The organism is Streptomyces sp. NPDC004126, assembly GCF_050275515.1.
GTDB lineage: Bacteria > Actinomycetota > Actinomycetes > Streptomycetales > Streptomycetaceae > Streptomyces.
Genome location: NZ_JBNNPF010000015.1, coordinates 121464 through 147795, shown reverse-complemented (window position 1 = coordinate 147795; position 26332 = coordinate 121464). Strand labels below are relative to the sequence as shown.

Annotated in this window: 16 protein-coding genes; 7 read left to right on the top strand and 9 right to left on the bottom strand. The window is 74.4% G+C overall.

Features of this window, described 5'->3' with window-relative positions:
• Nucleotides 1–14: 14 nt before the first annotated feature.
• From hemG to ACQKM2_RS16935, 6 genes are read right to left on the bottom strand one after another with little or no spacing between them, the layout of a single operon-like run.
• A complete protein-coding gene (gene hemG / locus ACQKM2_RS16960) occupies nucleotides 15–1403 on the bottom strand; it encodes a protoporphyrinogen oxidase (RefSeq protein ID WP_427710446.1) in 1389 nt (462 codons plus the stop codon).
• Nucleotides 1391–2611 carry a TIGR04053 family radical SAM/SPASM domain-containing protein gene (locus ACQKM2_RS16955; protein ID WP_427710444.1) on the bottom strand — a complete coding sequence of 407 codons (1221 nt, stop codon included), beginning with the start codon at nucleotides 2609–2611 and terminating at the stop codon, nucleotides 1391–1393. The genes hemG and ACQKM2_RS16955 overlap by 13 nt, the downstream gene beginning before the upstream one ends.
• Entirely contained in the window at nucleotides 2608–3333 is a 726-nt protein-coding gene (gene narI / locus ACQKM2_RS16950) for a respiratory nitrate reductase subunit gamma (RefSeq protein ID WP_427710442.1), read from the bottom strand. Before narI ends, ACQKM2_RS16955 begins: the two co-directional genes overlap by 4 nt.
• Nucleotides 3333–3992: a nitrate reductase molybdenum cofactor assembly chaperone gene (gene narJ, locus ACQKM2_RS16945; RefSeq protein WP_427710440.1), complete on the bottom strand. Its 660-nt coding sequence runs from the start codon at nucleotides 3990–3992 to the stop codon at nucleotides 3333–3335. Before narJ ends, narI begins: the two co-directional genes overlap by 1 nt.
• Nucleotides 3989–5512, bottom strand: coding sequence for a nitrate reductase subunit beta (narH, locus tag ACQKM2_RS16940; RefSeq protein ID WP_427710438.1), 1524 nt, complete (start codon nucleotides 5510–5512; stop codon nucleotides 3989–3991). Before narH ends, narJ begins: the two co-directional genes overlap by 4 nt.
• A 2-nt stretch (nucleotides 5513–5514) precedes the next feature.
• A complete protein-coding gene (locus tag ACQKM2_RS16935; RefSeq protein WP_427710436.1) occupies nucleotides 5515–9192 on the bottom strand; it encodes a nitrate reductase subunit alpha in 3678 nt (1225 codons plus the stop codon).
• A 217-nt stretch (nucleotides 9193–9409) separates the two neighbouring features.
• Between ACQKM2_RS16935 and ACQKM2_RS16930 the strand changes: the two genes are divergently transcribed.
• Nucleotides 9410–10144: a YwiC-like family protein gene (locus ACQKM2_RS16930; RefSeq protein WP_427710434.1), complete on the top strand. Its 735-nt coding sequence runs from the start codon at nucleotides 9410–9412 to the stop codon at nucleotides 10142–10144.
• A 317-nt stretch (nucleotides 10145–10461) separates the two neighbouring features.
• Here the strand turns inward: ACQKM2_RS16930 and ACQKM2_RS16925 are convergent, their stop codons facing one another.
• On the bottom strand, nucleotides 10462–11028 hold the full coding sequence (locus ACQKM2_RS16925) for a hypothetical protein (protein ID WP_427710432.1): 567 nt from the start codon (nucleotides 11026–11028) through the stop codon (nucleotides 10462–10464).
• Between the two features lie 83 nt (nucleotides 11029–11111).
• Between ACQKM2_RS16925 and ACQKM2_RS16920 the strand changes: the two genes are divergently transcribed.
• The gene (locus ACQKM2_RS16920) at nucleotides 11112–12494 is read left to right on the top strand and encodes a zinc ribbon domain-containing protein (protein ID WP_427710430.1); all 1383 of its coding nucleotides are present in this window, start codon (nucleotides 11112–11114) and stop codon (nucleotides 12492–12494) included.
• A 15-nt stretch (nucleotides 12495–12509) separates the two neighbouring features.
• Here ACQKM2_RS16920 and ACQKM2_RS16915 read toward each other — a convergent pair whose 3' ends face one another.
• On the bottom strand, nucleotides 12510–15221 hold the full coding sequence (locus ACQKM2_RS16915) for a lysylphosphatidylglycerol synthase transmembrane domain-containing protein (protein WP_427710428.1): 2712 nt from the start codon (nucleotides 15219–15221) through the stop codon (nucleotides 12510–12512).
• Nucleotides 15222–15340: 119 nt separating this feature from the next.
• Between ACQKM2_RS16915 and ACQKM2_RS16910 the strand changes: the two genes are divergently transcribed.
• The 5 genes from ACQKM2_RS16910 to nudC all read left to right on the top strand — a co-directional run bounded on the left by ACQKM2_RS16910 (nucleotide 15341) and on the right by nudC (nucleotide 25886).
• Nucleotides 15341–15688, top strand: coding sequence for an MGMT family protein (locus ACQKM2_RS16910; RefSeq protein WP_427710426.1), 348 nt, complete (start codon nucleotides 15341–15343; stop codon nucleotides 15686–15688).
• Between the two features lie 285 nt (nucleotides 15689–15973).
• Nucleotides 15974–19666 carry an ATP-dependent helicase gene (locus ACQKM2_RS16905; protein ID WP_427710498.1) on the top strand — a complete coding sequence of 1231 codons (3693 nt, stop codon included), beginning with the start codon at nucleotides 15974–15976 and terminating at the stop codon, nucleotides 19664–19666.
• A gap of 43 nt (nucleotides 19667–19709) precedes the next feature.
• A complete protein-coding gene (locus ACQKM2_RS16900) occupies nucleotides 19710–23456 on the top strand; it encodes a UvrD-helicase domain-containing protein (protein ID WP_427710424.1) in 3747 nt (1248 codons plus the stop codon).
• 10 nt (nucleotides 23457–23466) lie between these two features.
• A complete protein-coding gene (locus ACQKM2_RS16895) occupies nucleotides 23467–24897 on the top strand; it encodes a dipeptidase (RefSeq protein WP_427710422.1) in 1431 nt (476 codons plus the stop codon).
• A 41-nt stretch (nucleotides 24898–24938) separates the two neighbouring features.
• On the top strand, nucleotides 24939–25886 hold the full coding sequence (gene nudC / locus ACQKM2_RS16890) for an NAD(+) diphosphatase (RefSeq protein WP_007266403.1): 948 nt from the start codon (nucleotides 24939–24941) through the stop codon (nucleotides 25884–25886).
• A gap of 78 nt (nucleotides 25887–25964) precedes the next feature.
• Here nudC and ACQKM2_RS16885 read toward each other — a convergent pair whose 3' ends face one another.
• Nucleotides 25965–26225, bottom strand: coding sequence for a mycoredoxin (locus ACQKM2_RS16885; RefSeq protein WP_007266404.1), 261 nt, complete (start codon nucleotides 26223–26225; stop codon nucleotides 25965–25967).
• Between the last annotated feature and the right edge of the window lie 107 nt (nucleotides 26226–26332).

The following is a 26332-nucleotide window of genomic DNA, read 5'->3' as shown; positions in this document are numbered from 1 at the left end:
GGGGCGCCGCCGGCTCAGGCCTCGGCGGCGGCCCGCCGGGCGGCGGCGCGGCCGGTGGCGACGCAGGCGGCCACGCCCACGCCCTCGTACGCCGCCCCGCACAGGGCCAGGCCCGGGAGCTTCCCGGCGGCCTCGCGGATCCGGGCCACCCGGTCGAGGTGGCCGACGCCGTACTGGGGCAGGCCCCGGTCCCAGCGGGTCACCCGGGCGGCGTGCGGGTCGCCCATCGGGCCGGCCGCCCGGCGGAGTTCGGCGGTGACCGTGCGGATCAGGTGCCGGTCGGGGCGGTCCGACAGGCCCTCCTCGCCGTACCGGCCGACGGAGGCGCGCACCACGAACTCCTCCGGTGCCGCGTCCCGCAGCCAGGCCCACTTGTTCGACAGGAACGAGGCCGCCTTCAGGGTGTGCCCGTCCCCGGGCGGGACCAGGAAGCCGTTGCCCTCCGGGAGGGCCCGGGCCCGGCCGCGGGCGTACACGAGGGTGACGACCGCCGTCGAGGCGTACGGGACCGCCGCGAGTTCCTCCCGCGCGAGCGGCGAGTGCGGCCGCAGCAGCTCCGCCGCGGCGAAGGCCGGCACCGCCAGGACCACGGCGTCCGCCTGCAGGGTCAGCGGCCCGTCGGCGGTCACCGCCGCCACCCGCCACCGGTCGCCCGGCAGCCGCTCCAGCGAGCGGGCCGCCGTCCCGGTCAGGATCCGCGCCCCGGAGGCCCGGGCCACCGCCTGCGGGAACAGGCCGGTGCCGCCGTTCACGCCCCGGACGGCCGCGGGCGCCGGGCCCGCCGCCCGGGCCGCCGCGGCCGCCCGCATCCGGCGCAGCGCCGGCAGCAGCGGCTCGCCCCGTTCCGCCACGGCCGCGATCCGGGGCATCGCCGCGCGCAGCGAGAGCCGGTCGGCCCGGCCCGCGTACACCCCGCCGAGCAGTGGTTCGACGAGCCGGTCCACCGCCTCCGGGCCGAGTCGGGCGGCCAGGTACTCCGCCACCGAGCAGTCCCCGGTGACGGGCTCGGCGGGCACGGTCTCCTCCCGCTCGACCCGGTCCAGGCCCGCCGCCGAGAGCAGCCCCGTGCCGGCCAGCGCCGTCGGATCGGCGGGGATGCCCATCACGTGGCCCGGCGGCAGCGGGCGCAGCGCGCCGCCCGTCCAGACGCTGGTGGCCGCGCGGGCCGGGTCGCACAGCGCGTCGCCGAGCCCGACGGCCGAGGCCAGCTCCACGGCCTCGGGCCGCAGAGCCATCAAGGACTCCGCGCCCTCGTCGACGCGGATGCCGGCGACGGTGCCCGTGCGCAGCTTCCCGCCGACCCGGGGGCCGGCCTCCAGGACGGTGACGTCGGCCGCGCCCCGCAGTTCCCAGGCGGCGGCCAGACCGCTGATGCCGCCGCCCACGATGATCACCGAACGCACGGGGTGCTCCTTCCGGCGGCACCCCGGGTCAGGTGCCGCAGTTCCTCCTGGTACGGGAAGCTGCCGGGCTCGTACGCGCAGTACGGGTCCTCGGCGAGCACGTCCCGGGTGGTGCCGTAGGCCCGCGAGCGCGAGCCCCCGCACACCGGTTTGAACTCGCAGGCCCCGCACCGGCCGCGGAGCAGTGCCGGGTCGCGCAGCGAGGCGAACAGCGGCGCCCGGCGGTAGATCTCCGGGAGCGGGCGGTCCTTGACGCTGCCCGCCGACAGCGGCAGGAAGCCGCTGGGGTGCACCTCGCCGGTGTGCGAGACGAAGACGAAGCCGCGCCCGGACGAGACGTCCAGCGGGGGCCGGCGCACCGTCCGCCGATCCCCGTCGAAGAGCCCGAGCCGGCCGGCGCGGGCGTGCAGCCGCTCGTACAGGGGGCCCAGTACGGGCCGTTCGCCGCGTGCTTCGAGGATCGTCCGCTGGAGTACGACCCGGCGGAAGTGGTGGCCCTCGGTGGTCTTGGCGGCGAGGACCGCCCCGCAGTCGTAGAGGAAGTGCAGGACGTCCTCGGTCTCCTCGGCGGTCAGCGACTCCAGCTGCTGCGCGCGCCCGGCCGGGACGAGGAGGAAGCCGGACCAGAGCATCGCGCCCTCGCGCCGGACCAGCGCCGCGATGTCGGCGAGGTCCTCCAGGCTGCGGCGGCTGACGGTGGTGTTGACCTGCACCCTGAGGCCGATGTCGCGGGCGGCCCGCCAGCCCTCCAGGGTCCGCTCCCAGACCCCGGGGACGCCCCGGAAGGAGTCGTGCAGCTCGGGGGTGGAGCCGTCCAGGGAGAGCGAGAGCGCCACCGCGCCGGCGTCGCGCACGGCCAGCAGGTTCTCCCGGGTGAGGGTGGGCGTGCCGGAGGGGGAGACGGCGACGCGCAGGCCCAGCGAGGTGCCGTACGCGATGAGGTCCGTGAGGTCGGGGCGCTGGAAGGGATCGCCGCCGGTGATCACGAAGAGGGGGGCGGGCCTGCCGAAGGCGGCCGTCTGGTCCATCACCCGGCGGGCGCCGTCCCCGTCCAGCTCGCGGGGGTCGCGGGCGGTCTGCGCCTCGGCCCGGCAGTGCAGGCAGGCCAGTGCGCAGGCCCGGGTGGCCTCCCAGATGACGAGGAAGGGGCGCTCGGCGACGTCGTGGCGGGGGGTGCGGACGACTCCGCGCGGGCCGCGGGCCGTCATGAGACCCGCTCCCAGCCGCGCCGGTCCGGACGGTTGGAGGTCAGCTCAGGGTCCCGCTTGCGGTAGACCACGAACGGCCGGAACAGGTACTTCAGCGGTGCGGAGAACATGTGCACCAGTCGCGAGTAGGGGATCAGCGCGAAGAGGGTGAAGCCGAACAGGATGTGCAGCTTGAAGGCGAGGGGGGCGCCCGCCATCAGGTGGTAGTCGGGGGAGAGGGTGAACAGGCTGCGGAACCAGACCGAGATGCCCTCGCGGTAGTTGTAGTCCCCGGTCTGCCCGGTGGAGTTCAGGACGGTGGCCGTCAGGCCCAGCAGCATCGCGCCCAGCAGGACCGTGTACATCAGGTGGTCGCTGCGCAGCGTGGCCCGGCGTACGGCGGGCACCTTGAGCCGCCGGTGGACGAGGATGCCGATGCCGGCGGCGGCCGCGATGCCCGCGACCGCGCCGGTGGAGACGGCCAGCAGGTGGTAGGCGTGGTCGCTCAGCCCGACGGCGTCGGTCCACTCCATCGGCACCAGCAGGCCCACCACGTGGCCGAGGACCACGAAGAGCATGCCGAAGTGGAAGAGCGGGGAGCCGATCCGCAGCAGCCGCGACTCGTACAGCTGGGAGGAGCGGGTGGTCCAGCCGAAGGCGTCGTAGCGGGCCCGCCAGACCGTGCCGGCCACGAGCAGGGCGATCGAGACGTACGGCAGCACGCCCCACAGGATGAGGTCCATCAGGCCGTCTTCCTTTCCGGGGAGGTGGGCCACGGGAGGTCCACGGGCCGGTCGATTCCGGGCCCGAAGGGTTCGAGCGGGGAGCCCGCGCCCACCAGCTCCTGCGGCGGCCCGCTCCGGGCCAGGGCCTTCGCCTCGGCCTTCGTCGCGGGGGAGGGCCCGGGCAGCGTGGTGCAGACCGCCTCCAGCACCCGGGCGTACGGGCTGGCGGACTCGGCGAGCGCGAGCCGCAGCAGCTCCAGCCCGGCCCGGTGCTCCTGGAGCAGCTCGGTGCCGGCCTCCTCGCGCAGGGCGGCGAACTCCAGGGCGGCGGGCAGGAAGTCGGGCAGTTCCTCGCCCGCGTACTCCAGCCCGAAGTCCCGGTAGATCCGCTTCAGCCGTACGAGGGACAGCCCGCGCCGGCGCGTGTCGCCGTCCGTCCACCAGGTCAGGTAGAGGCAGCGCCGGTTGCGGGTGTCGAAGGTGGAGGTGTACCGCTCGCACAGGCCGATCGGGGTCATCCCCTCGGCCTCGTCGAGGAACGAGCCGAGCAGCGCGGCCGGTCCGGCGGGTGCCGCGGCGAGGGCGGCGCGCAGCCGCGGGAGTTCGTCGTGGAAGCGGTCGCCGGGGTACTGCAGGACGCAGCCCGCGACGAGGCGTACCAGGGCGTCGGGGGTCACGAGCTCCTCCTGGTGGGGCTGAGGTTGAGCATCACGCGGGGCTTCCCGGGCCGTTCGCCGACGGGGCACTGCGCGTCGAGCGGGTGCGAGGCGGCGAGGGCGTCGGCGTCGGCGCGGGCCGCGGTCGGGATGACGAAGCGGTCCTCCAGCTTGGCGACGGCCAGGAGGCGGAACATGTCCTCCATCTCGGCGCCGGTCAGGCCGACGGCGGCGGCGACCGACTCGTCCCGCTCCTCACCCAGGTTGATCTTCCGCATGTAGGCGCGCATCGCGGCCATCCGGTGCAGCACGGCCTCCACGACGTGGGTGTCGCCGGCCGTGAGGACCTCCGCGAGGTACTCGACGGGGATGCGCAGGGCGTCGATGGCGCCGAAGAGGTTCCCGGCGTCCTCGCCGTCGCTGCCGGTGGCGGCGACCGCCTCGACGACGGGCGAGAGCGGGGGCACGTACCAGACCATCGGCATGGTCCGGTACTCCGGGTGGAGGGGCAGGGCGACCTGGTACGTGGCGATCAGGTCGTAGACGGGGGAGCGCTGCGCGGCCTCGATCCACTCCCGGGTCAGGCCGGCCGCGCGGGCGGCGGCGACCACGGCCGGGTCGTGAGGGTCGAGGAAGCACTCCAGCTGGGCCGGGTAGAGGTCGTGCTCGTCCTCGACGGCGGCGGCCTCGGCGACCCGGTCGGCGTCGTAGAGCATGACGCCGAGGTAGCGCATCCGGCCCACGCAGGTCTCCGAGCAGACGGTGGGCATGCCGACCTCGACGCGGGGGAAGCAGAACGTGCACTTCTCGGCCTTGCCGGTGCGGTGGTTGAAGTACACCTTCTTGTACGGGCATCCGGTCACGCACATGCGCCAGCCGCGGCAGCGGTCCTGGTCGACGAGGACGATGCCGTCCTCCTCGCGCTTGTACATCGCGCCCGAGGGGCAGGAGGAGACGCACGCCGGGTTGAGGCAGTGCTCGCAGATCCGGGGGAGGTAGAACATGAAGCTCTGCTCGAACTCGAAGCGGATCCGCTCCCCGACCTCCTCGCGGATCTTCTCCACGACCGGGTCCTTCGGCGCGTGGGCGGGGGCGCCGCCGAGGTTGTCGTCCCAGTTGGGGCCCCAGGCGATGGTGTCCAGGGGTTCGCCGGTGAGCTGGGAGACGGGCCGGGCGGTGGGGAGGTCGTCGCCCGCCGGGGCGTCGGTGAGGTTCTTGTACTCGTAGCTCCAGGGCTGGTAGTAGTCGTCGATCTCCGGCATCTCCGGGTTCGCGAAGATCTTGCCGAGCTTCGCGAGGCGCCCGCCGGCCCGCAGCCGCAGCCGGCCGGAGCGGGTGCGCTCCCAGCCGCCCTTCCACTTCTCCTGGTCCTCCCAGCGGCGCGGGTAGCCCTGGCCGGGGAGGGTCTCGACGTTGTTGAACCAGACGTACTCGGTGCCCTGCCGGTTGGTCCACGCCTGCTTGCAGGTGACCGAACAGGTGTGGCAGCCGATGCACTTGTCGAGGTTCATGACCATCGCGACCTGTGCCATGACCTTCATTCCTAGAACTCCACCTTCTGGTCGCGGCGGCGGATGACCGTCACCTCGTCGCGCTGGTTGCCGGTCGGGCCCAGGTAGTTGAAGGCCCAGGTCAGCTGGGCGTAGCCGCCGATGAGGTGGGTGGGCTTGAGCATCACCCGGGTCAGCGAGTTGTGGATGCCGCCGCGGCGGCCCGTCTTCTCGGTCTTCGGCACGCCGACCGTGCGCTCCTGCGCGTGGTTCATGTAGACCGTGCCGGGCGGCATCTTGTGGGAGACGATCGCGCGGGCGGTGACCACGCCGTTGCGGTTGACGGCCTCGATCCAGTCGTTGTCGGCGACCCCGATCGCCTCGGCGTCCTGCGGGGACATCCACACCGTCTGCCCGCCCCGGCCCAGCGTCATCATGTACAGGTTGTCCTGGTACTGGCTGTGGATGGCCCACTTGTTGTGCGGGGTGAGGTAGCGGACGGCCACCGACTTCTGGTCGACGGTGCCCAGTTCGGGCTCCCCGTACAGGGTGTGCATGTTCAGCGGCGGCTTGTAGACGGGCAGCGACTCCCCGACCTCGTGCAGCCAGTCGTGGTCGATGAAGAAGTGCTGGCGGCCGGTGAGGGTGTGCCAGGGCTTGAGGTGCTCGGTGTTGACGGTGAAGGCCGTGTAGCGGCGCCCGCCGGACTCCGAACCCGACCACTCCGGCGAGGTGATCACCGGGACCGGGCGGGCCTGGGTGTCGGCGAAGCCGATCCGCTTGCCCTCCGCCTCGGCGGCCAGGTGGGCCATGTGCGTGCCGACCTTCTTCTCCAGGGTCTCGAAGCCCTGGGTGGCGAGCCGGCCGTTGCTCGTCCCGGAGAGCGCGAGGATCGCCTCGCAGGCCCGCTGCGCGGTGTCCAGGCGGGGGCGGCCGTCGCCGGTGCCGCCGCGGACCAGTCCGTTCTTCTCGCCGAGGTACGCGACCTCCTCGGCCACGTCGAAGGTGATCGCCTTCGTGGTCACGCCGAGCCGGTCGACCAGCGGGCCGAGCGCGGAGAACTTCTCGCCCACCGCCCCGTAGTCCCGCTCCACCACCTTCAGGTCGTACATGGTCCGGCCCGGTACGGGGTCGCACTCGCCCTTCGACCAGTCCAGCGCGACCCCGCCCGGCTGGGCCATCTCGCCGCCCGGCGTGTCGTGCTGGAGCGCGGTCGCCACCAGGTCCCGGCGGACGCCGAGGTGGACGGCGGCGAGCTCGCCGAAGCGCTCGGCGAGGCCGCGGAAGGCGTCGTAGTCGGAGCGGGCCTGCCAGGGCGGGTCCACGGCCGGGGTGAAGGCGTGCAGGAAGGGGTGCATGTCCGTGGAGGACAGGTCGTGCTTCTCGTACCAGGTGGCGGCCGGCAGGACCACGTCCGACAGCAGCGTCGTGGACGTCATCCGGAAGTCCATCGACATCAGCAGGTCGAGCTTCCCCTCCACGTCCTCCTCCCGGTACGCGACGTCCCTGGGCGTGCAGCGCGGGCCGTCGTCGGGGAGGTTGGAGTGCGTGCCGAGCAGGTGCTTGAGGAAGTACTCGTTGCCCTTGGAGCTGGAGCCGAGGAGGTTGGCCCGCCACACGTTCAGCACGCGCGGCCAGTTGCGCGGGTCGTCGGGGTCCTCGCCGGCGAAGCCGAGCGTGCCCTCCTCCAGCGCGCGCACCGCGTCCGCCACCGGGTCGGGGCCCTCGCCGAGCTCCAGGGGGTTGCGGTCGAAGGTCGGGTAGGAGGGCATCCAGCCCATTCGGGCGCTGGCGGCCAGGCAGTCCGCGCCGCTCATGCCGTCGAAGGCGCCCTCGGCGAGCGGGGAGGCCAGGGCCTCCGCCGGGAGGGTGTCGTAGCGCCACTGGCCGGTGTGCAGGTAGAACCAGGCCGCGCCGATCATCTGGCGCGGCGGGCGCGACCAGTCGGAGGCCGCGGCGAGGGTGGCCCAGCCGGTGACCGGGCGGCACTTCTCCTGGCCGACGTAGTGGCCCCAGCCGCCGCCGTTGCGGCCCTGGCAGCCGGTGAGGGTGAGCAGGGCGAGGAAGGAGCGGTAGATGGTCTCCGAGTGGAACCAGTGGTTGGTGCCGGCCCCCATCAGGATCATGCAGCGGCCCTGCGAGGCCTCGGCCGTCCCGGCGAACTCCCGGGCCACCCGGGCCGCCTGCGCGGCGGGCACCGAGGTCAGCGACTCCTGCCAGGCGGGGGTGCCGGGCTGGGAGGCGTCGTCGTAGCCGGCGGGCCACTCGCCGGGCAGACCCGCGCGGGCCACCCCGTACTGGGCGAGCATCAGGTCGAAGACGGTGGTCACGAGCTTCCCGCCGATACGGCGCACGGGCACCCCGCGCCGGACGGTCCCGCCCCGCTGGTCGTCCTCGAAGCGGGGGAGCACGATCTCGGCGCTCTCCCCCTCCGCCAGCAGGGTCAGCCGGGGGACGGTCGCGCCGAGCTCCAGATTCCACTCCGGGGTCTCGTTCTTGCCCCAGCGGTGTCCCAGGGTGCCGTTCGGGACGACGGGCTCGCCGGTGACGTCGTCGACCAGGACGGTCTTCCACTCGGCGTTCTCGGTGTCCCGGCCGAGATCGGCGGCGGTGACGAACTTGCCCGGGACCAGCCCGTGCTCCGTTTCCCGCAGCGACACCAGGAAAGGCAGGTCCGTGTACCGGCGGACGTAATCCGTGAAGAAAGGGGTCTCCTTCTCCACGAAGAATTCCTTCAGGATGACGTGCCCCATCGCGAGGGCCAGCGCACCGTCCGTACCCGGATGCGGATGCATCCACTCGTCGGCGAATTTCGTGTTGTCCGCGAAATCCGGGGAAACCGTCACGACCTTCTGCCCGCGGTAGCGGGCCTCGGCCATCCAGTGCGCGTCGGGGGTACGGGTGACGGGGACGTTCGAACCCCACATCATCAGGTAGGCGGCGTCCCACCAGTCCCCGGACTCGGGCACGTCGGTCTGGTCGCCGAACACCTGCGGCGAGGCCACCGGCAGGTCGGCGTACCAGTCGTAGAAGCTCAGCATCGGCGCGCCGATCAGGGAGTGGAAGCGGGCGCCGGCGGCGTGCGAGGCCATCGACATCGCCGGGATCGGCGAGAAGCCGGCCACCCGGTCCGGGCCGTGCTCCTTGATGGTGTGCACGTGCGCGGCCGCGGTGATCTCCAGCGCCTCCTCCCAGGTGGCCCGCACCAGCCCGCCCTTGCCGCGCGCCCGCTGGTAGCGGCGGCGGCGCTCCGGGTCGCCCTGGACGTCGGCCCAGGCCAGCACCGGATCGCCCAGGCGCGCCTTGGCCTCGCGGTACATCTCCAGCAGCACCCCGCGCACGTACGGGTAGCGCACCCGGGTGGGGGAGTAGGAGTACCAGGAGAACGAGGCGCCGCGCGGGCAGCCGCGGGGCTCGTACTCGGGGCGGTCGGGGCCGACGGAGGGGTAGTCGGTGGCCTGCGTCTCCCAGGTGATGATCCCGTCCTTGACGAACACCTTCCACCGGCAGGAACCGGTGCAGTTCACGCCGTGGGTGGAGTGGACCACCTTGTCGTGGCTCCACCGGTCCCGGTAGAAGGCCTCGGCGGCCCGGCCGCCGGTCCGGTGCACCGTGCGCAGGTCGTCGGAGACCTCGGCGCGGGTGAAGAAGCCGCCCGCGCGGACGAGCGAATCGACGGCCGAGCCGACGGCTGAATCGAGGGCTGAATCGACGGAATCACGCGCGTTCAAGGTGACCCTCCAGGCGACCGGAAACGGAGTGGGTGAGGCGGCCACTGGAAAGCGGACCACTCGTCGACGCTACGCCGGTCGGGCGGGCCCGGCGGGCGGCAAAGGTCCCGGGGACGGGTGACCAATTTCCGCTTTTCCGCAGGCCTGTCGTCCGGGCGCCGGCGGCATCAAATCACGCGGAAAAACTCCACTTTGAATTCATGGAAGGATGGATTCCATGGCTCGGAAACGGAATTGGGTCCCCGACCAGCACGGGGCGTGGGCGATGCTCGTCGTCCCCTTCCTCGCGGGCACCGTCCTGGCCCCGCACCCCGGCCCGCAGCACGTGCTGCTGCTGGCCGCCTGGCTGCTCGGGTACGCGGCGGTCTTCCACGGCCAGCAGTGGCTGCGGCTGCACGCGCGCGGGCTGCGCTCCGCGCGGCGGCACACCCTGCCGGCGCTGGTCCTCGGCGGGGCCTGCGCGGCCGCCGCCGTACCGCTGGCGGTGCTCCACCCCTGGCTGCTGCTCGCGGCCGCGGCGGCGGTGCCCTTCCTGGCGGTCAACACCCGGTACGCGTGGCGGGGCCGCGAACGGGCCCTGGCCAACGGCCTCGCGGCGGTGGTCCCGGCGTGCGGCATGGCCCTGGTCGCGGCGCGGCTGGGCGGGCTGGGCCCGGGCGGCTCGTGGCCGGCGGCCGCGGCCTGCCTGCTGTACTTCGCGGGGACGGTGCCGTACGTGAAGACGATGATCCGCGAGCGGGGTTCGCGGGCGTACCGGCGGGGCTCGGTGGCGTACCACGCCGTCGCCCTCGCGCTGGCCGCGCTGCTCTCCCCGTGGCTGGCCCTCCCCTTCGCCGCCTACCTCGCCCGCGCGGCCGCCCTCCCTGGCCGCGGCCTGCGCCCGGCGGCCGTGGGCGCCGGGGAACTCGCCTGCGCGGGAGCCCTGCTGGCGGCCCTGGCGGCCCTTCTTTGACGCGCCGCTCGCGCGGCTCGGCGCCGGGGCGCCTCCCCGGCTTCGCGCCGCTGCGCCGGACTGCGTGCGGCGAGCGTGGGGCGGGGCCACGGATCCGGGCTGGGGCGGGTGGGTCCTCTGCGGGTAGGGGGCCGGCCCCGCGCAGCGGCCCGGCCACGGCGGCCACGGCGGAACCGGCTCAACCTGCGGAGCTAAGAGATGTTCCGCAGCGCCGCTGCCTGCTCCGCGTCTTCGTACCCAGGAATTTTGACCAAAGGCCCTATTCCGGACCGACTGTCGTGCTGAACTGGTCACACAGCGTGTCGTGGATCGGTCATTCATGAAGGGAGGTGACGGTCATGCAGGCTGCCCGGACGGCAGGGAAGTTCCGGGGGAAGAACAAGGCTCCGAAGTGGAAGAAGCCCGACGACGGGGTGGTGTCGGTGATGGTGCTGCCTCTGGCCGTCACCGAACCCGGCGACCTGGCCCGGCTGGACAAGCTGTTCGGGGCGATGTGGAGCATCAAGCGGGCCGTACAGCGCGACGCCCGCGCCAAGGCCGATGCCTACTGGGCGGCTAAACACGAACGCGACCGCGACGGAGCGAAGGCCGTACGGCAGCGCCTCGGCCTCTCCCGTGAAGCGCTGGAACGCTGCGCCTACCAGCATCTGGAGGCCTCCGGGCACCTCAAGCACCACGCTTCGAAGGCCCTGGCTATGCACATGGCCGACGAGGTGTGGAACCCAGTACAGCGGCACCTGTTCCCCGACGCCACAGGCCAACGCTTCGGACGCCCCAAGACCGGCCGCTGGCACGACTTCACCCGCATCCCCGGCCGCGCCCGCTCCCACACCACCGCCAACAAGTGGGAGACCTTTCGCCTGGTCGGCTCCCTCCATGGCCATGCCGTGGCCTATACCGGCGGCGGCCGGCGCGGGGTACAGCAGCCGCGCCGGATGCCGAAGCCTCACCCCCCCCGGCTGGCACTGTGCCCACGGGGAAGACGACCGCCTCGGGCAAGCCGGGGATGCGGAAGGCCCTGTGGTGGGACCACACCGGCCCCCTCGCCGTCGTCTTCGCGGGCGGCCCCGACTCCCACGTGGGTGACCTCGTGCTCCCCGTGCGTATCCCGCAGGGGCCGGGGCAGTGGGCGCGGGTGGAACACTTCCTCGCCAACCCGGGCCGCTGGCACAAGGTGGACCTGGTCCGCCGCCGCAAGGCGTCCGCTCCAGGCGGCTGGGTATACGAGGCGCACCTGATGATTCTCGGCCCCGGCTACACCGCCCCGGCCGTACAGCAGATGCGCCGGCAGGCCGCCGCCCTGGACCGGATCGGCGGAGTGGACGGCAACGTCTCCAACCTCTCCGTCGTCTCATTTCCCGCCAGCCTGGACCCGGCCGACAGCGCCGCGGCCTCCACGGAGATTACGCTCACGGACGCCGAGCGCACCCTGCTGGAGAAGCAGGCGAAGAAGCGGCGCGGACGGGCGCGGGCACTGGAACGCTCCCGCCGCTCCACGAACACCGGCCAGTACGGGCTGTCGAAGAAGCAGATGCGCCGCGCCGACCGCCGCGCCTCCAAAGGCCTGCTGGAGAAGACGGTCACGGTTCCCGGTGGTGCCCGTGCCGCCCGTACGGACGGCGTCCCGAAGCAGGCGTACCGGCGTGACCGGTTATCCGAGGGCTACCGCCAGCACCGCGCCCGCCAGGCCGAGCACGCCGCCTCAGCAGCCGAACACCGCAGATTCCGCGCCCGGCAGATCGCCCGGCAGATCATCGCCGCCCACGGCCCCCTCCTGGTCGTGGAGGACTGCGACATCCGCACCTGGTACCGGCTGTGGGGCAAACGCCTCTCCCAGACCACACCCGGCATGCTCATCGCCGCCCTCGATGCCGAATGCCGGGCAGCAGGCGGACGGCTGGTCCGGGCGTCCACCTGGTCCACCGCGCTGTCGCAGCACTGCCTGTGCGGTGAACGCGTCTCCAAGACACTGCGGGACCGGGAACACAAGTGCACCGCCTGCGGCCTGACCGGGAAGCGCGACCTCGTGTCCGCCGCCCTCGCCGCCTTCGTCCGCCTCACCGACGCGGACGACCCCAAGACCGCATACCGGGACACCGCCATGTCCCGGCACGCACAGATCATGTACGGACAAGGGTTGGAAGAAGCCCTGCGTGAGTCAACCACACCGCGCCAGAACACCCCCCGGGGTGCTGGCTGCGTGGCAGTCCCCCGCCAACGGGAGACCTCTGCTCACCGAACCGCCGCAAAGCGGCCCCGGGCAACCCCGGACGAGCCACGCACCATGCGAGACCACACCGGAAAGCCCGGACACCGCCCCGGCTGCGACCCACAGCTCACCCTCCAGTGAACTGCGGAACAAGTTTTAGATGGCTTCCTTGCGCGTCAAGAAGTTGAACGACACCCACCCCGGCAGCACCGGCAGCCAGAAGGTCATCAGCCGGAACAGCAGCACCGCCGAGATCGCGACCTCCTTCTCCAGCCCCGCCGCGATCAGACCCAGCGTCAGGGTGGTCTCCACCGCGCCCATGCCGCCCGGCGTCGGCGCCGCCGAGCCCAGCGCGTTGCCCGCCAGGAACACCACCGCGATGCTCGCGTAGCTGATGGCCTCGCCGCCCCCGAACGCGCGGATCGAGGCGTCCAGGCACATCACGAAGCAGCCGGTCAGCAGCAGCATCCCGCCGATGCCCGTCACCAGCTTCTGCGGCCGCTGGAGCACGTCCAGCATGCGCGGCACCACGCCCGCGAACAGCGCCCGCACCCGCGTCACCACGAACTTCCGCAGGAACGGCACCGCCGTGACGACCAGCACCAGCACCGCCACCGTCAGCAGACCCGCGATCACCGTCCTCGACGGGGCCATCTCCGGGGTCTTCTCGGTACCCGTCAGGTAGCCGAAGGCCAGCAGCAGCAGGATGTGGCTCGCCAGCCCGAACAGCTGCGACGCGCCGACGCTCGCCACGGCCAGCCCCGGCCGGACCCCCGCCCGCTGGAGGAACCGGGTGTTCAGCGCGACACCGCCGACCGCCGCCGGGGCGACCAGCTTCACGAAGGACCCCGCGACCTGCGCGACCACCGTCCGCAGGAAGGGGACCCGTTCCGGGACGAAGCCCAGCAGGCTCATCGCCGCCGCGAAGTACGTCAGCACCGAGAAGGCCAGCGCCGCCCCGACCCAGCCCCACTGCGCCTCGCCGATGATCGTCGCGAAGTCCACGTGGGCCAGCTGCGTGAGCAGGAAGTACGCACCGAAGGCACCCGCGATGAAGGACACCAGCGTGCGCGGCCGGATCCGTTCCAGCCGGGCCGGCTCCACCGGCGCCTGCGGGCGGATCAGCAGCACCTGCTGGCGGATCTGGCTCAGCAGGTCTTCCTCCCGCGCCCCTTCCAGGGCGTCGTCCAGCGCCCGCTTCTCGGCCTTGCGGTCGGCCGCGGCGGAGGTGGCCGCCGCGGCCGCCCCGGCTTCGGAGCCCGCCTCGCGCGCCGCCTTCGCCGCCCGCGAGGACTCCAGCACGGCCTCCCGCTGCCGGTCGGCCCGCTCCCGGGCCAGCCGGCGCAGGGTCGCCCGGGTGGAGCGGCTCAGCGCGATCGGCTGGAGCAGCGGCAGGCAGTCCGCCACCGTGTCCGGGCCGAGCACCGACACCGCCGAGGCCACCGACCGCTCCGCGCCGACCCGCAGGCCGAGCGTGGTCAGCAGCTGCGCGACGTCCATCCGCAGCACCAGGTCGCCGGCCGCGATCTCACCGCCCCGCAGGTCCGTGAGGATCACCTTGCCGGAACGATCCACCACCAACGCGTCGCCCGTGAGCCTGCGGTGCGCGATCCGGCGCGACTGCAGGGCCCGTACCTGTTCCCACGCGTTGTGGGCCAGCTCGTCGGTGATCTCCTCGTCGGCGAGGGCGTCCAGGTTCCGGCCGCCCAGGTGCTCGTAGACGAGCATCACGGCGTCCGGGCCCAGCTCGGAGGTGGCGATCAGCTTCGGCGCGTTCGCCCCGGCCGCGATGGCCGCGTACGCGAGCAGGGCCTCCTGTTCGAGGGCCTGGCGCAGCGACTGGATGCTGCGCCGGGTGGTGATCCCGCGCAGGGTCATCCGCCGCCAGACCCGGTAGAAGAAGCCCTGCGCCTGCTGTTCGCGGTCCACGACGGTGACGTCCAGCGGCGGCCCGTCCTCCAGCGTGACGTGGTACCGCCGGCCGCGGTCGCCGGTCTCCGTGCTGTCCCCGTCGGCGGCCTCCGCGCGCATCGCGCTGACCGGCTGGAAGCCGACCCGGCGCAGGCCGGCGAGGAGGTTCTGCCCGGTGGGCCGGACGTTCGGCGAGCCGACGGCGTACAGGGTCCCGTACGCAACGGTCCAGCCGATCAGCACCGTCAGGATGATCGAGAACGGCGTGGTGTAGCCGCTGACCAGCATGGCGAAGGCGTCCAACAGCAGCACCACCCACAGCGCGACCCGCCAGCGGGGCCGCCGGGTCATCCCGACGGCCGTCATGTACGCGATCACCGGTGCGAGGTACCCGTGCACCGGGTCGGTGGAGCCCGACGTGGCCGTGGCCCGCGTCAGGGCGTCCTGGATGGTCTCGGGGGCGCCCTGGGACACCCACAGGTCGGTGGCCAGGGTCACCCCGTGCGCGAGGACGGCCGCGAGGACGCCGTCGGCGATCCGCAGCCCGTCGCGCTTGATCAGCCGCTCGATGGCGAAGGCCACCGGCACGAGGAGCACCGCGATGCTGGACACCAGCCCCGCGACCTTGATCAGCAGGGCGGGCGCCTGGCCGGTGCCCTGCGTGATGTCCTGCTCCAGGCCCGCGGTGGTGCCGTGGGCGAACGCGGCGATGCCGAGCACGACGGCGATGCCGAGGATCCCGGCGAGGAGTCGTACCAGGTCGGAGGGCCGGTGCACGCGGGCGGCGAGCAGCGGCTCGTCCACCTCGACGCGGTCGGCCTCCGTCGGCGTGTGGCCGGGCGGGTCGTCGGGGTGCGCCTCGTCCGGGCGCGCGTCATCGCCCCTCGCCGCGCCGTCCGGAGGGCTCACAACCCGCTCCTTCGCCGTCACATCCGTCTCTTCTTGATCACGTATCACCAGTCACCGCCCGGAAGATGGTGGCACGGACGGGCGGCCGCGCGGGGCAGCAGGGTGCGCGCCGGTACGGAAGGAAAGCTTCCACCGGACCGGCCGGAGCATCCGGCACCATGTGCCGAATGAGCGATGAGCTGCCCGCCTACGCGGAGCGGGTACTGGAGGCGGCCGAGCGGATTCCGCCCGGCCGGGTGATGACGTACGGGGACGTCGCCGAGTGGCTCGGCGAGGGCGGGCCGCGCCAAGTCGGGCGTGTCATGGCCCTGTACGGAGGAGCCGTGCCCTGGTGGCGCGTGGTGCGGGCGGACGGCGTACCCCTGCCCGGCAGCGAGCGGCGCGCCCTGGAGCACTACCGGACCGAGGGCACCCCGCTGCGCGAGACCCCCTCCGGCGAACCCCGGCTGGCCATGCGCCGGGCGCGCTGGGACGGGCACGACGAGGGGGCCGGGGGCGACGAGGCTCACACCTGACAGCTTCCGGCATACGAGACGCGGACGGAGGGTCGAAGGCCCGTACGGAGGACGGCACCGGAGCCCTCCCGGGCGACGTCCGCACCCCGCGGGACGGACTGCGGCAGCCGGCGCGGTTGGCGTAGCGTTGCCTCTTCGGCGTACGCGGCCGAGGTCCCCCCGACCGCCGCGGCCGCCGGGCAGACCGCAGCAACCGCAGACCCACCAGGACCGGCACCCCACGTGATCACCTCTCCCCCCGGCCGCTCGGAGCGGCGTACGCGCACGTCCGACGCGTACCGCCTGGTGCGCACCGGGCCGGTCCAGGTGGCTCCCCCTGTTCTGGACGCAGCCCAGCGGGCGGTGGTTGATCACACCCGCGGACCCCTGCTGGTCCTGGCCGGCCCCGGCACCGGCAAGACCACCACCCTCGTGGAGGCCGCCGCCGCCCGCGTCGAGGCCGGCACCGACCCCGCCCGGATCCTGATCCTCACCTTCGGCCGGAAGGCGGCCGTGGAACTGCGCGACCGCGCCGCCCTGCGGCTCGGCGGCGCCCGCGCCCCGCAGGCCACCACCTTCCACTCCTTCTGCTACGGCCTGGTCCGCGCCCACCAGGACCACGAGCTGTTCGCGGACCCGCTGCGGCTGCTGTCCGGCCCGGAGCAGGACGTGATGGTCCGCACCCTGCTGGAGGGCCAGCGCCGGCTGCGGTCCATCCGCTGGCCGGACGACCTGCGGGCCGCGCTGACCACGCGCGGGTTCGCCGACGAGGTCCGCGCCGTCCTGGCCCGCGCCCGCGAACTGGGCCTGGGCCCCCAAGCCCTCGCCGGCTTCGCCGACCGCATCGGCCGCCCCGACTGGAAGGCGGCCGCGGCCTTCCTCTCCGAGTACCTCGACGTCCTCGACCTCCAGGGCTCCCTGGACTACGCCGAACTCCTCCACCGCGCCGTCCTCCTGGCGGAGACCACCCCGGCCGTGTCCGCCGCGTACGACGTGATCCTGGTGGACGAGTACCAGGACACGGACGCCTCCCAGCTGCGGCTGCTGCGCGCGCTGAACGGGCCGGCCGGGACGCTGGTGGCCTTCGGCGACCCCGACCAGTCGATCTACGCCTTCCGCGGCGCCGACATCAACAACGTCCTCGACTTCGAGTCGGCCTTCCCCGGCGCGTCCGTCCGCGCCCTGACGACGGGCCGCCGCTCGGGCGCGAACCTGCTGGCCGCCACCCGCCTCCTCACCGCCCGCATGCCCCTGCCGCGGCTGCCCGCGGCCGCCGTCCGCGCCCACCGGGACCTCGCCCCGGCCCGGGCGGGCGGCAGCGTGGAGGTGTACACGTACCCGACGGCCGGCGCCGAGCTGGACAACATCGCCGACGTGCTGCGCCGCGCCCACCTGGAGGACGGCGTCCCCTGGCGGGACATGGCCGTCCTGGTCCGCGCGGGCGGCCGCACCCTCCCGGCGATGCGCCGCGCCCTGATCGCGGCGGGAGTCCCGGCGGAAACGGACGCCGCCTCCACCCCCCTCCGCCACGAACCCGCCGTCTCCCCCCTCCTGACCGCCCTCCGCCTCACGGCCACGGCCGCCCTCGCCCTGCCGGGCGCTGACGGGGAGGACTCCGCCCTCGCCCTGCCGGGCGGCACGGGGGACGACTCCGCGCAGCCGGACGCAGCCCTGCCGGACGCGGCCGACCCGTCGGCCGGCGCTGCCCTGCCGGGCGTGGGCGCGGTGGCCGCCGCCCTGCCGGGCGGTACCGGGGCCGGCGTTGCCGGGCTGGGGGCGGAGCCGGACGCCGCCCTGCCGTCGGCGGCGGGTGCCGCCCTGCCGGACGCGGCCGACCCGTCGGCCGCCGCTGCGCTGCCGGGTGCCCCGGCGGTGTCGGCCGTTCTGGCGGAGGCCGGGGAGCCGGACGGGGCCGACGCCGTCGGTGCGGGCGCGGAGACGCTGTTCGGCGAGGCTGACGGTGTCGTCGTACCCGGCCTGGGCGCCGTCGGCTCCGGGGGCGCCCACGAGGACCCTGACGCCGCCGGGGGCGACCCCGGGTACCCCGTGACCGCCGGAGGCCAAGGGTGGGTCGGGGTCGAAGGGGCGCTGACGCTGCTGGCCTCGCCGCTCGGCGGGATGGACGCCGCCGATCTGCGCCGGCTCGGGCGGGCGCTGCGGGACGAGGAGCGGGCCGCCGGGGTCGCCGTGCCCGCGCCCTCCGACGTGCTGCTGGCCCGCGCCCTCGCCGAGCCCGAGCGGCTCACCGCCCACGACCCCGCCTACGCCCGCGGAGCGCAACGCCTCGGCCTGCTCCTGCGCAAGACCCGCGAGCTGCTCCAGGGCGGCGGCACCGCCGAGGAGGCCCTCTGGACCCTCTGGGACGGCACCCCCTGGCCGCAGCGCCTCGAACGCCGGGCCCGCCGCGGCGGCACCGGCGGCCGCAACGCCGACCGGGACCTCGACGCCGTCTGCGCCCTCTTCGACAACGCCGCCCGCGCGGAGGAACGTACCGGCGGCCGCGGCGCGCTCAACTTCCTCGAACAGCTGGAGGCCGAGGACATCGCCGCCGACACCCTCACCGGCAAGGCGGTCCGCACCGACGCCGTACGCCTGATGACCGCCCACCGCTCCAAGGGCCTGGAGTGGGGCCTCGTCGTCGTCGCCGGGGTCCAGGAAGGGCTCTGGCCCGACCTGCGCCGCCGCGGCTCCCTCCTCGAAGCCGACCGCATCGGCCGCGACGGCCTCGCCGAGCCACTCACCCCCGGCGCCCTCCTCGCCGAGGAGCGCCGGCTGTTCTACGTCGCCGCCACCCGCGCCCGCCACCGCCTCGTCGTCACCGCCGTCAAGGCCCCCGCCGAGGACGGCGACCAGCCCTCCCGCTTCCTCACCGAACTCGGCGTCACCCCCAAGGACGTCACCGGCCGCCCCCGCCGCCCCCTCGCCGTCCCCGCGCTCGTCGCCGAGCTGCGCGCCACCACCGTCGACCCCGACGCCTCGCCCGCCCTGCGCGACGCCGCCGCCCGGCGCCTGGCCCGCCTCGCCGCGCTCACCGACGACGAGGACCGCCCGCTCGTCCCCGCCGCGCACCCGCAGCGCTGGTGGGGCCTGTACGAGCCCACCGCCTCCACCGTCCCCCTGCGCGACCGCGACCGGCCCGTCGCCCTCTCAGGCAGCGCCCTGGACCAGCTCGCCAACACCTGCTCCCTCCAGTGGTTCCTCGGCCGCGAGGTCAAGGCCGACGCCCCCTCCACCGCCGCCCAGGGCTTCGGCAACGTCGTCCACGTCCTCGCCGACGAGGTCGCCTCCGGCCGCACCCCCGCCGACCTGGCCGTGCTCATGGAGCGCCTCGACTCCGTCTGGGACGCCCTCGCCTTCGACGCCCCCTGGAAGTCCCGCCAGGAGAAGGACAACGCCCGCGCCGCCCTGGAGCGCTTCCTGCGCTGGCACACCACCGACCGCGGCGGCCGCTCCGCCGTCGCCACCGAGCACGACTTCGACGTCACCCTCGACGCCGGCGAGTACGCCGTACGGATCCGCGGCTCCATGGACCGCGTCGAGGCCGATCCGCAGGGCCGCGCGTACGTCGTCGACTTCAAGACCGGCAAGAACGCCCCCACCCGCGACCAGGTCGCCCGCCACCCGCAGCTCGCCGTCTACCAGCTCGCCGTCCGCGAGGGCGCCGTCGACGAGGTCTTCGACGGCCGCCGCCCCGAACCCGGCGGCGCCGAACTCGTCCAGCTGCGCCAGGGCGCCGCCAAACGCGACGGCGGCGACGAGGTCCCGAAGGTCCAGGCGCAGGAAGCGCTGGCCGCGTCCGGCGGCGGCTCCGGCGAAGGCTCCGGCGGCGGCTCCGGCCACGGCTCCGGCGAGGGCGAATGGGTCGGCGACCTGCTGGCCACCGCCGCCGGCCGGGTCCTCGACGAACGCTTCGCCCCCGCCACCGGCGAACACTGCGCCCGCTGCAGCTTCCGCAGCGCGTGCAGCGCCCGCCCCGAGGGCCGCCAGACCGTGGAATGAGACGCCGGCCGGGAGTGTCGGCGGCTCCGGCTAGCCTTTTGAGGTGACCGCGTACGTGTCCGGGCGGACCCCCGCCCTCGACGATCCCGAGCAGCTCAAGGAGCTCCTCGGGATCCCGTTCACGCCCGAACAGCTGGCCTGCGTCACCGCCCCCGCCGCCCCCCAGGTGATCGTCGCGGGCGCCGGATCCGGCAAGACCACCGTGATGGCCGCCCGCGTCGTCTGGCTCGTCGGCACCGGCACGGTCGCCCCCGAACAGGTCCTCGGCCTGACCTTCACCAACAAGGCCGCCGGCGAGCTGGCCGAGCGCGTGCGCAAGGCCCTCGCCCAGGCGGGAGTGACCGATCCCGACCCTTCCCCGGCCGACGTCGAGGCCGGGACGGCCGGCGGCGAGCCCCGCATCTCCACCTACCACGCCTTCGCCGGACAGCTCCTCAAGGACCACGGCCTGCGCATCGGCCTGGAGCCCAGCGCCCGCCTCCTCGCCGACGCCACCCGCTTCCAGCTCGCCGCGAAGGTCCTCCGCGAGGCCCCCGGCCCCTACCCCTCCCTCACCAAGTCCGTCCCCGACCTGGTCAGCGACCTCCTCGCGCTCGACGGGGAACTCTCCGAGCACCTCGTCGAACCCGACGCGCTGCGCGCGTACGACACGGAGCTCCTCGGCGTCCTCGCGGACACCAAGCTCACCAACGAGGACCTGCGCAAGGTCCCCGAGGCGGTGCGCGGCCGCCTGGAGCTGCTGGAGCTGGTCTCCCGCTACCGCGCCGCCAAGCGCTCCCGCGACCTCTTCGACTTCGGCGACCAGATCGCCCTCTCCGCGCGGCTCGCCACCACCCGCCCCGAGGTCGGCGCGCTGCTCCGCGACGAGTTCCGGGTGGTCCTCCTCGACGAGTACCAGGACACCTCCGTCGCCCAGCGGCTGCTGCTGTCCGGCCTCTTCGGCGGAGGCACCGGGCACGCCGTGACCGCCGTGGGCGACCCCTGCCAGGCCATCTACGGCTGGCGCGGCGCGTCCGTGGCCAACCTCGACGACTTCCCCGAGCACTTCCCGCACGCCGACGGCAGCCCCGCGACCCGCCTCTCCCTCAGCGAGAACCGGCGCAGCGGCGGCCGCCTCCTCGACCTGGCCAACGGCCTCGCCGCCCCGCTGCGCGCCATGCACGAGGGCGTCGAGGCGCTGCGGCCCGCCCCGGGCGCCGAGCGCGACGGCACGGTCCGCTGCGCCCTGCTGAACACCCACGCCGAGGAGCTGGAGTGGCTCGGCGACTCCGTCGCGCACCTGGTCCGCACGGGTCGGGAGCCCGGCGACATCGCGGTCCTGTGCCGCTCGGCCGCCGACTTCGCGCTGATCCAGGCGGTCCTGGTCGCCCGGGACGTCCCGGTCGAGGTCGTCGGCCTGTCCGGCCTGCTCCACCTCCCGGAGGTGGCAGACCTGGTCTCCGTCTGCGAGGTGCTCCAGGACCCGGGGGCCAACGCCGCCCTGGTCCGCCTCCTCATCGGCCCCCGCTGGCGGATCGGTGCCCGCGACCTGGCCCTCCTCGGGCGCCTGGCCCGGCAGCTGGTCGCCCGCCCCGACGCCGCCGACGGCCCCGACGGCCGGCTCGCGGCCGCGGTCGAGGGCGTCGACCCGGCCGAGGTCGTCTCCCTGGCCGACGCGCTGGAAACCTTCCTGGACGGCTCGGCCCCCGGGGACCTGCCGTTCTCGGCGGCCGCCCGGGTCCGCTTCGCGCACCTCGCCCAGGAGCTCCGCGACCTGCGCCGCTCGCTCTCCGACCCGCTGATGGACGTCCTGCACCGCGTCCTGGCCACGACGGGCCTGGACGTGGAGCTCTCCGCCTCCCCCCACGCCCTCGCGGCCCGCCGCCGCGAGACCCTGTCCGGCTTCCTGGACGTCGCGGCCGGCTTCGCCGCCCTGGACGGCGAGGCCACCCTGCTGGCCTTCCTCGGCTTCCTGCGCACGGCCGCCCAGTACGAGAAGGGCCTCGACCACGCCCTGCCGGGCGGGGAGAACACGGTGAAGGTCCTCACGGCCCACAAGTCCAAGGGCCTGGAGTGGGACGTGGTGGTCGTCCCCGACCTGTGCGCGGGCTCCTTCCCGAAGGAGAAGGCCCCCGAGGCCTGGACCGCGCACCCGAAGGTCCTCCCGTACGCCCTGCGCGGCGACACCGACACCCTCCCGGCCGCCCCGGCGTGGACCTCGGCGGGCCTGAAGTCCTTCAAGACGGCCCTGAAGACCCACAAGGAGACCGAGGAACTCCGCCTCGGCTACGTCACCTTCACCCGCCCCCGCTCCCTCCTCCTCGCCTCGGGCCACTGGTGGGGCCCGACCCAGAAGCGCCGCCGGGGCCCCTCGGCGTTCCTGCAGGCCCTGTACGCCCACTGCGAGGCCGGCTTCGGCGAGATCGAGGCCTGGGCGGAGGAGCCGGCCCCGGACGCCGAGAACCCGGCCCTGGCCGCCGACGCCGCCCCGGACCACTCCTGGCCCCTGCCCCTGGACCCGGCCTCCCTGACCCTCCGCCGCCGGGCGGCCGCCCTGGTCGAAGCCCACCTGTCCGCCCCCGGGACGCCGACCCCGCCCGAGGACCCCTACCTCTGGCCCCCCGACTGCGAGGACCCGTCCTACGACGACGAACCGGCACCTGCGCCGGACGCCCCCGCGCGCCCCGGCGCGCCGGGCCCGTCCCCCTGGGCGGGCGATCCCGTGCCCGACGCGTTCCCCGAGGGTGACGACCTGTGGGCCGGCGAAGCCGTGCCCGCGGACCCGTGGGGCGAAGCCCCGTCGGCGGCGCCCCGGGCGCGGGACCGAGGTCCCGCGCACCCCGTGTCCCCCGAGGACGACCTCTGGGCCGGTGAGGCCGTGGCCGCAGGGCCCGGGCCGGCCGGGGGCGCGCCCGGCGCCGGCGGTCGGGACGACGACCTCTGGGCCGGCGAAACCGTGCTGCCCGGAGCCGGAGCCGGAGCCGGGGCCGGGGCCGGGGCCGCGCAGGTCGCCGGGCCGGACCGCGCGGCGCGGTCGTACCCCGGCCCCCGCCCGGAGGCCCCGCCGCGGAGCGGTACGGGGGACCTGACCCCCGAAGAGGCCCGCGCGGTGGCCTCCTGGGACCGGGACCTCGACGCCCTGGAGGGCGAGCTCCGCCGTGCCCGCGCAGCCGTGCGCGACGTCGAGCTGCCCTCCGCCCTGTCCGCGAGCCAGCTGCTGCGCCTCGCCGCCGACGAGCAGGCCTTCGTACGCGACCTCGCCCGCCCCATGCCCAAGCCCCCGCAGCCCGCGGCACGCCAGGGCACCCGCTTCCACGCCTGGGTGGAGTCCCGCTTCGACGAGCTGCCCCTGCCGCTCCTCGACGACCTCCTCGACCCCGCCGCCGACCTCCCCGGCTCCGACCAGGAGGTGGCCGACGAGGCCGACCTCGCCGCCCTCAAGGCCGCCTTCGAGCGCAGCGAGTACGCCGAGCGCACCCCGTACCGGATGGAGGCCCCGGTCCAGCTGACCCTCGCCGGCCGGGTGATCCGCGGCCGGATCGACGCCGTGTACCGCAACCCCGACGGCTCGTACGAGGTCGTCGACTGGAAGACCGGCCGCACCACCCAGGCCGACCCCCTCCAGCTCGCCGTGTACCGCCTCGCCTGGGCGGAAGCCACCGGCACCCCCCTCGAACGGGTCTCCGCCGCCTTCCTGCACGTCCGCAGCGGCCGCGTGATCCGCCCCCGCGACCTGCCCGGACGCGAGCGCCTTGAGTGGATCCTCCAAGGCGAACCGGGCACGGACGGCGCCTCCCGGGCGGACGGCTAGGCTCGTGGCCATGAGCGAAACCCCGGACAGCGTCGTCCGCACGTACATCGGCACCCACCGCGCCGCCTTCCTCGACGACCTCGCCGAGTGGCTGCGCATCCCCTCCGTCTCGGCGCAGCCCGAGCACGCGGACGACGTACGCCGCAGCGCCGACTGGCTCGCCGCGAAGCTCAAGGAGACCGGCTTCCCGGTCGCCGAGGTGTGGGAGACCGCGGGCGCCCCCGCCGTGTTCGCGCACTGGCCGGCCGCCGACCCGGCCGCCCCCACCGTCCTCGTCTACGGGCACCACGACGTCCAGCCCGCCGCCCTCGCCGACGGCTGGCACACCGAGCCGTTCGAGCCGGTCGTCAAGGACGGCCGGATGTACGGGCGAGGCGCCGCCGACGACAAGGGCCAGGTCTTCTTCCACACCCTCGGCCTGCGCGCCCACCTCGCCGCGACCGGCGCCGAGGCCCCCGCCGTGCACCTCAAGCTCCTCATCGAGGGCGAGGAGGAGTCCGGCTCCCCGAACTTCCGCGACCTCGTCGAGGCCCGCGCCGCCGAGCTCGCCGCCGACGTCGTGATCGTCTCCGACACCGGCATGTGGTCCGAGACCACCCCCACCGTCTGCACCGGCATGCGCGGCGTCGCCGACTGCGAGATCGACTTCCACGGCCCCGACCAGGACATCCACTCGGGCGCCTTCGGCGGTGCCGTGCCCAACCCGGCCACCGTCGCCGCCCGCGTCGTCGCGGCCCTGCACGACGAGGACGGCCGGGTCACGCTCCCCGGCTTCTACGACAACATCGCCGAGCTCACCGACGCCGAGCGCCGGCTGATCTCCGAGCTGCCCTTCGACGAGGCCGAGTGGCTGCGCACGGCCAAGTCGTACGCGGCCGCCGGCGAGGCCGGCTACTCCACCCTGGAGCGCGTCTGGGCCCGCCCGACCGCCGAGGTCAACGGCATCGGCGGCGGCTACCAGGGCCCCGGCGGCAAGACCATCGTGCCCGCCTCCGCCCACCTGAAGCTTTCCTTCCGCCTGGTCTCCGGGCAGGACCCGTACGAGGTCGAGGCGGCCTTCCTGGACTGGCTCGCGGCCCGCGTCCCCGCCGGGATCCGGTACTCCGCCACCTTCGGCGCGCCCACCCGCCCCTGCCTGACCCCGCTGGACCACCCGGCGCTGCAGTCCGTGGTCCGCGCCATGGGCCGCGCCTTCGGGCAGCAGGTCCGCTTCACCCGCGAGGGCGGCTCGGGCCCGGCGGCCGACCTCCAGGACGTGCTGGACGCGCCCGTCCTGTTCCTCGGGATCTCCGTCCCGTCCGACGGCTGGCACTCGCCGAACGAGAAGGTCGAGCTCGACCTGCTCCTCAAGGGCGTGGAGACCACCGCCTACCTGTGGGGCGACCTCGCCGCGAACTGGTCGCCGCCGCAGCCCGCCGCGGCCGCCGCCACCACCGACTGAAGCACGTCCCGTACGCCTGCCTTGTCCCACCACCGGGGGAGTTGGAAGTACCAGTGAGCACCCACACCGAGCGTCCTCTGTCGCTCACCGCGCCCAGCGGCATCGACCGCGCCGCGCACCACCGCCTCGACGAGGCGTGGCTCGCCGCCGCCTGGAGCCACCCGACGACCCGCGTCTTCGTCGTCTCCGGCGGCCAGGTGCTGATCGACGACACCCCCGACGGCGGCACGGGCATCGTGATGACCCCCGCCTTCGAGGCCCCGGTCACCGAGACGCACCGGTACTTCCTGGGTACGGACGAGGACGGCGTACGGTACTTCGCGCTGCAGAAGGACTCCCTGCCGGGCCGCATGGACCAGTCGGCCCGCCCGGCCGGGCTGCGCGAGGCCGGGCTGCTGCTGAACCCGCGCGACGCCGGGCTGATGGTGCACGCGGTGGCGCTGGAGAACTGGCAGCGCATGCACCGCTTCTGCTCCCGCTGCGGCGAGCGCACCGTCGTCGCCGCGGCCGGGCACATCCGCCGCTGCCCGGGCTGCGGCGCCGAGCACTACCCGCGCACCGACCCGGCGGTGATCATGCTGGTCACCGACGAGCAGGACCGGGCGCTGCTGGGCCGCCAGGTGCACTGGCCGGAGGGCCGCTTCTCGACGCTGGCGGGCTTCGTGGAGCCCGGCGAGTCGATAGAGCAGTCCGTGGTCCGCGAGGTGTGGGAGGAGGCGGGCGTGCGGATCGGCGAGGTCGAGTACGTCGCCAGCCAGCCCTGGCCCTTCCCGTACAGCCTGATGCTGGGCTTCAACGCCCGCGCGGTCAGCTCGGAGATCACGGTCGACGGCGAGGAGATCCAGGAGGCCCGCTGGTTCTCCCGCGAGGACTACCGCGCCGCGATCGAGGCCGGCGAGGTCCTGCCCCCGTCGGGCATCTCCATCGCGGCCCGCCTGGTCGAGCTCTGGTACGGGCAGCCGCTGCCCAAGGGGCCGTCGGCGGTCTGAGCCGGCGGCGTCCCGCCGCGGACGCGGAACGGCCCCCGCCGCGGCGGGGGCCGTTCCGGAAGCGCGCGTCGCGGACGGTCAGACGGCGAGGGCCTGCTTGACCTGGGCCAGGCTCGGGTTCGTCATGACGGACTCGCTGCCGGCGGCGGACTTCACGAGCACGGTCGGGACCGTCTGGTTGCCGTTGTTGGCCTTCTCCACGAACGCCGCGGACTCCGGGTCGAGCTCGATGTTGATCTCGTTGTACGCGATGCCTTCGCGGTCCAGCTGGGTCTTCAGCCGACGGCAGTAGCCGCACCAGGTGGTGCTGTACATCGTGACGGTGCCGGTGTCCTGCATGCTCGCTCCTCTGTGAGGTCTCGGTGGATCGCGGTGCCGGTCGATGGTCCGAGGTGCCGCTCGAAGATCCGAGGAGTCGAACGTCCGGCCCCGCCGCGCCATTCCCG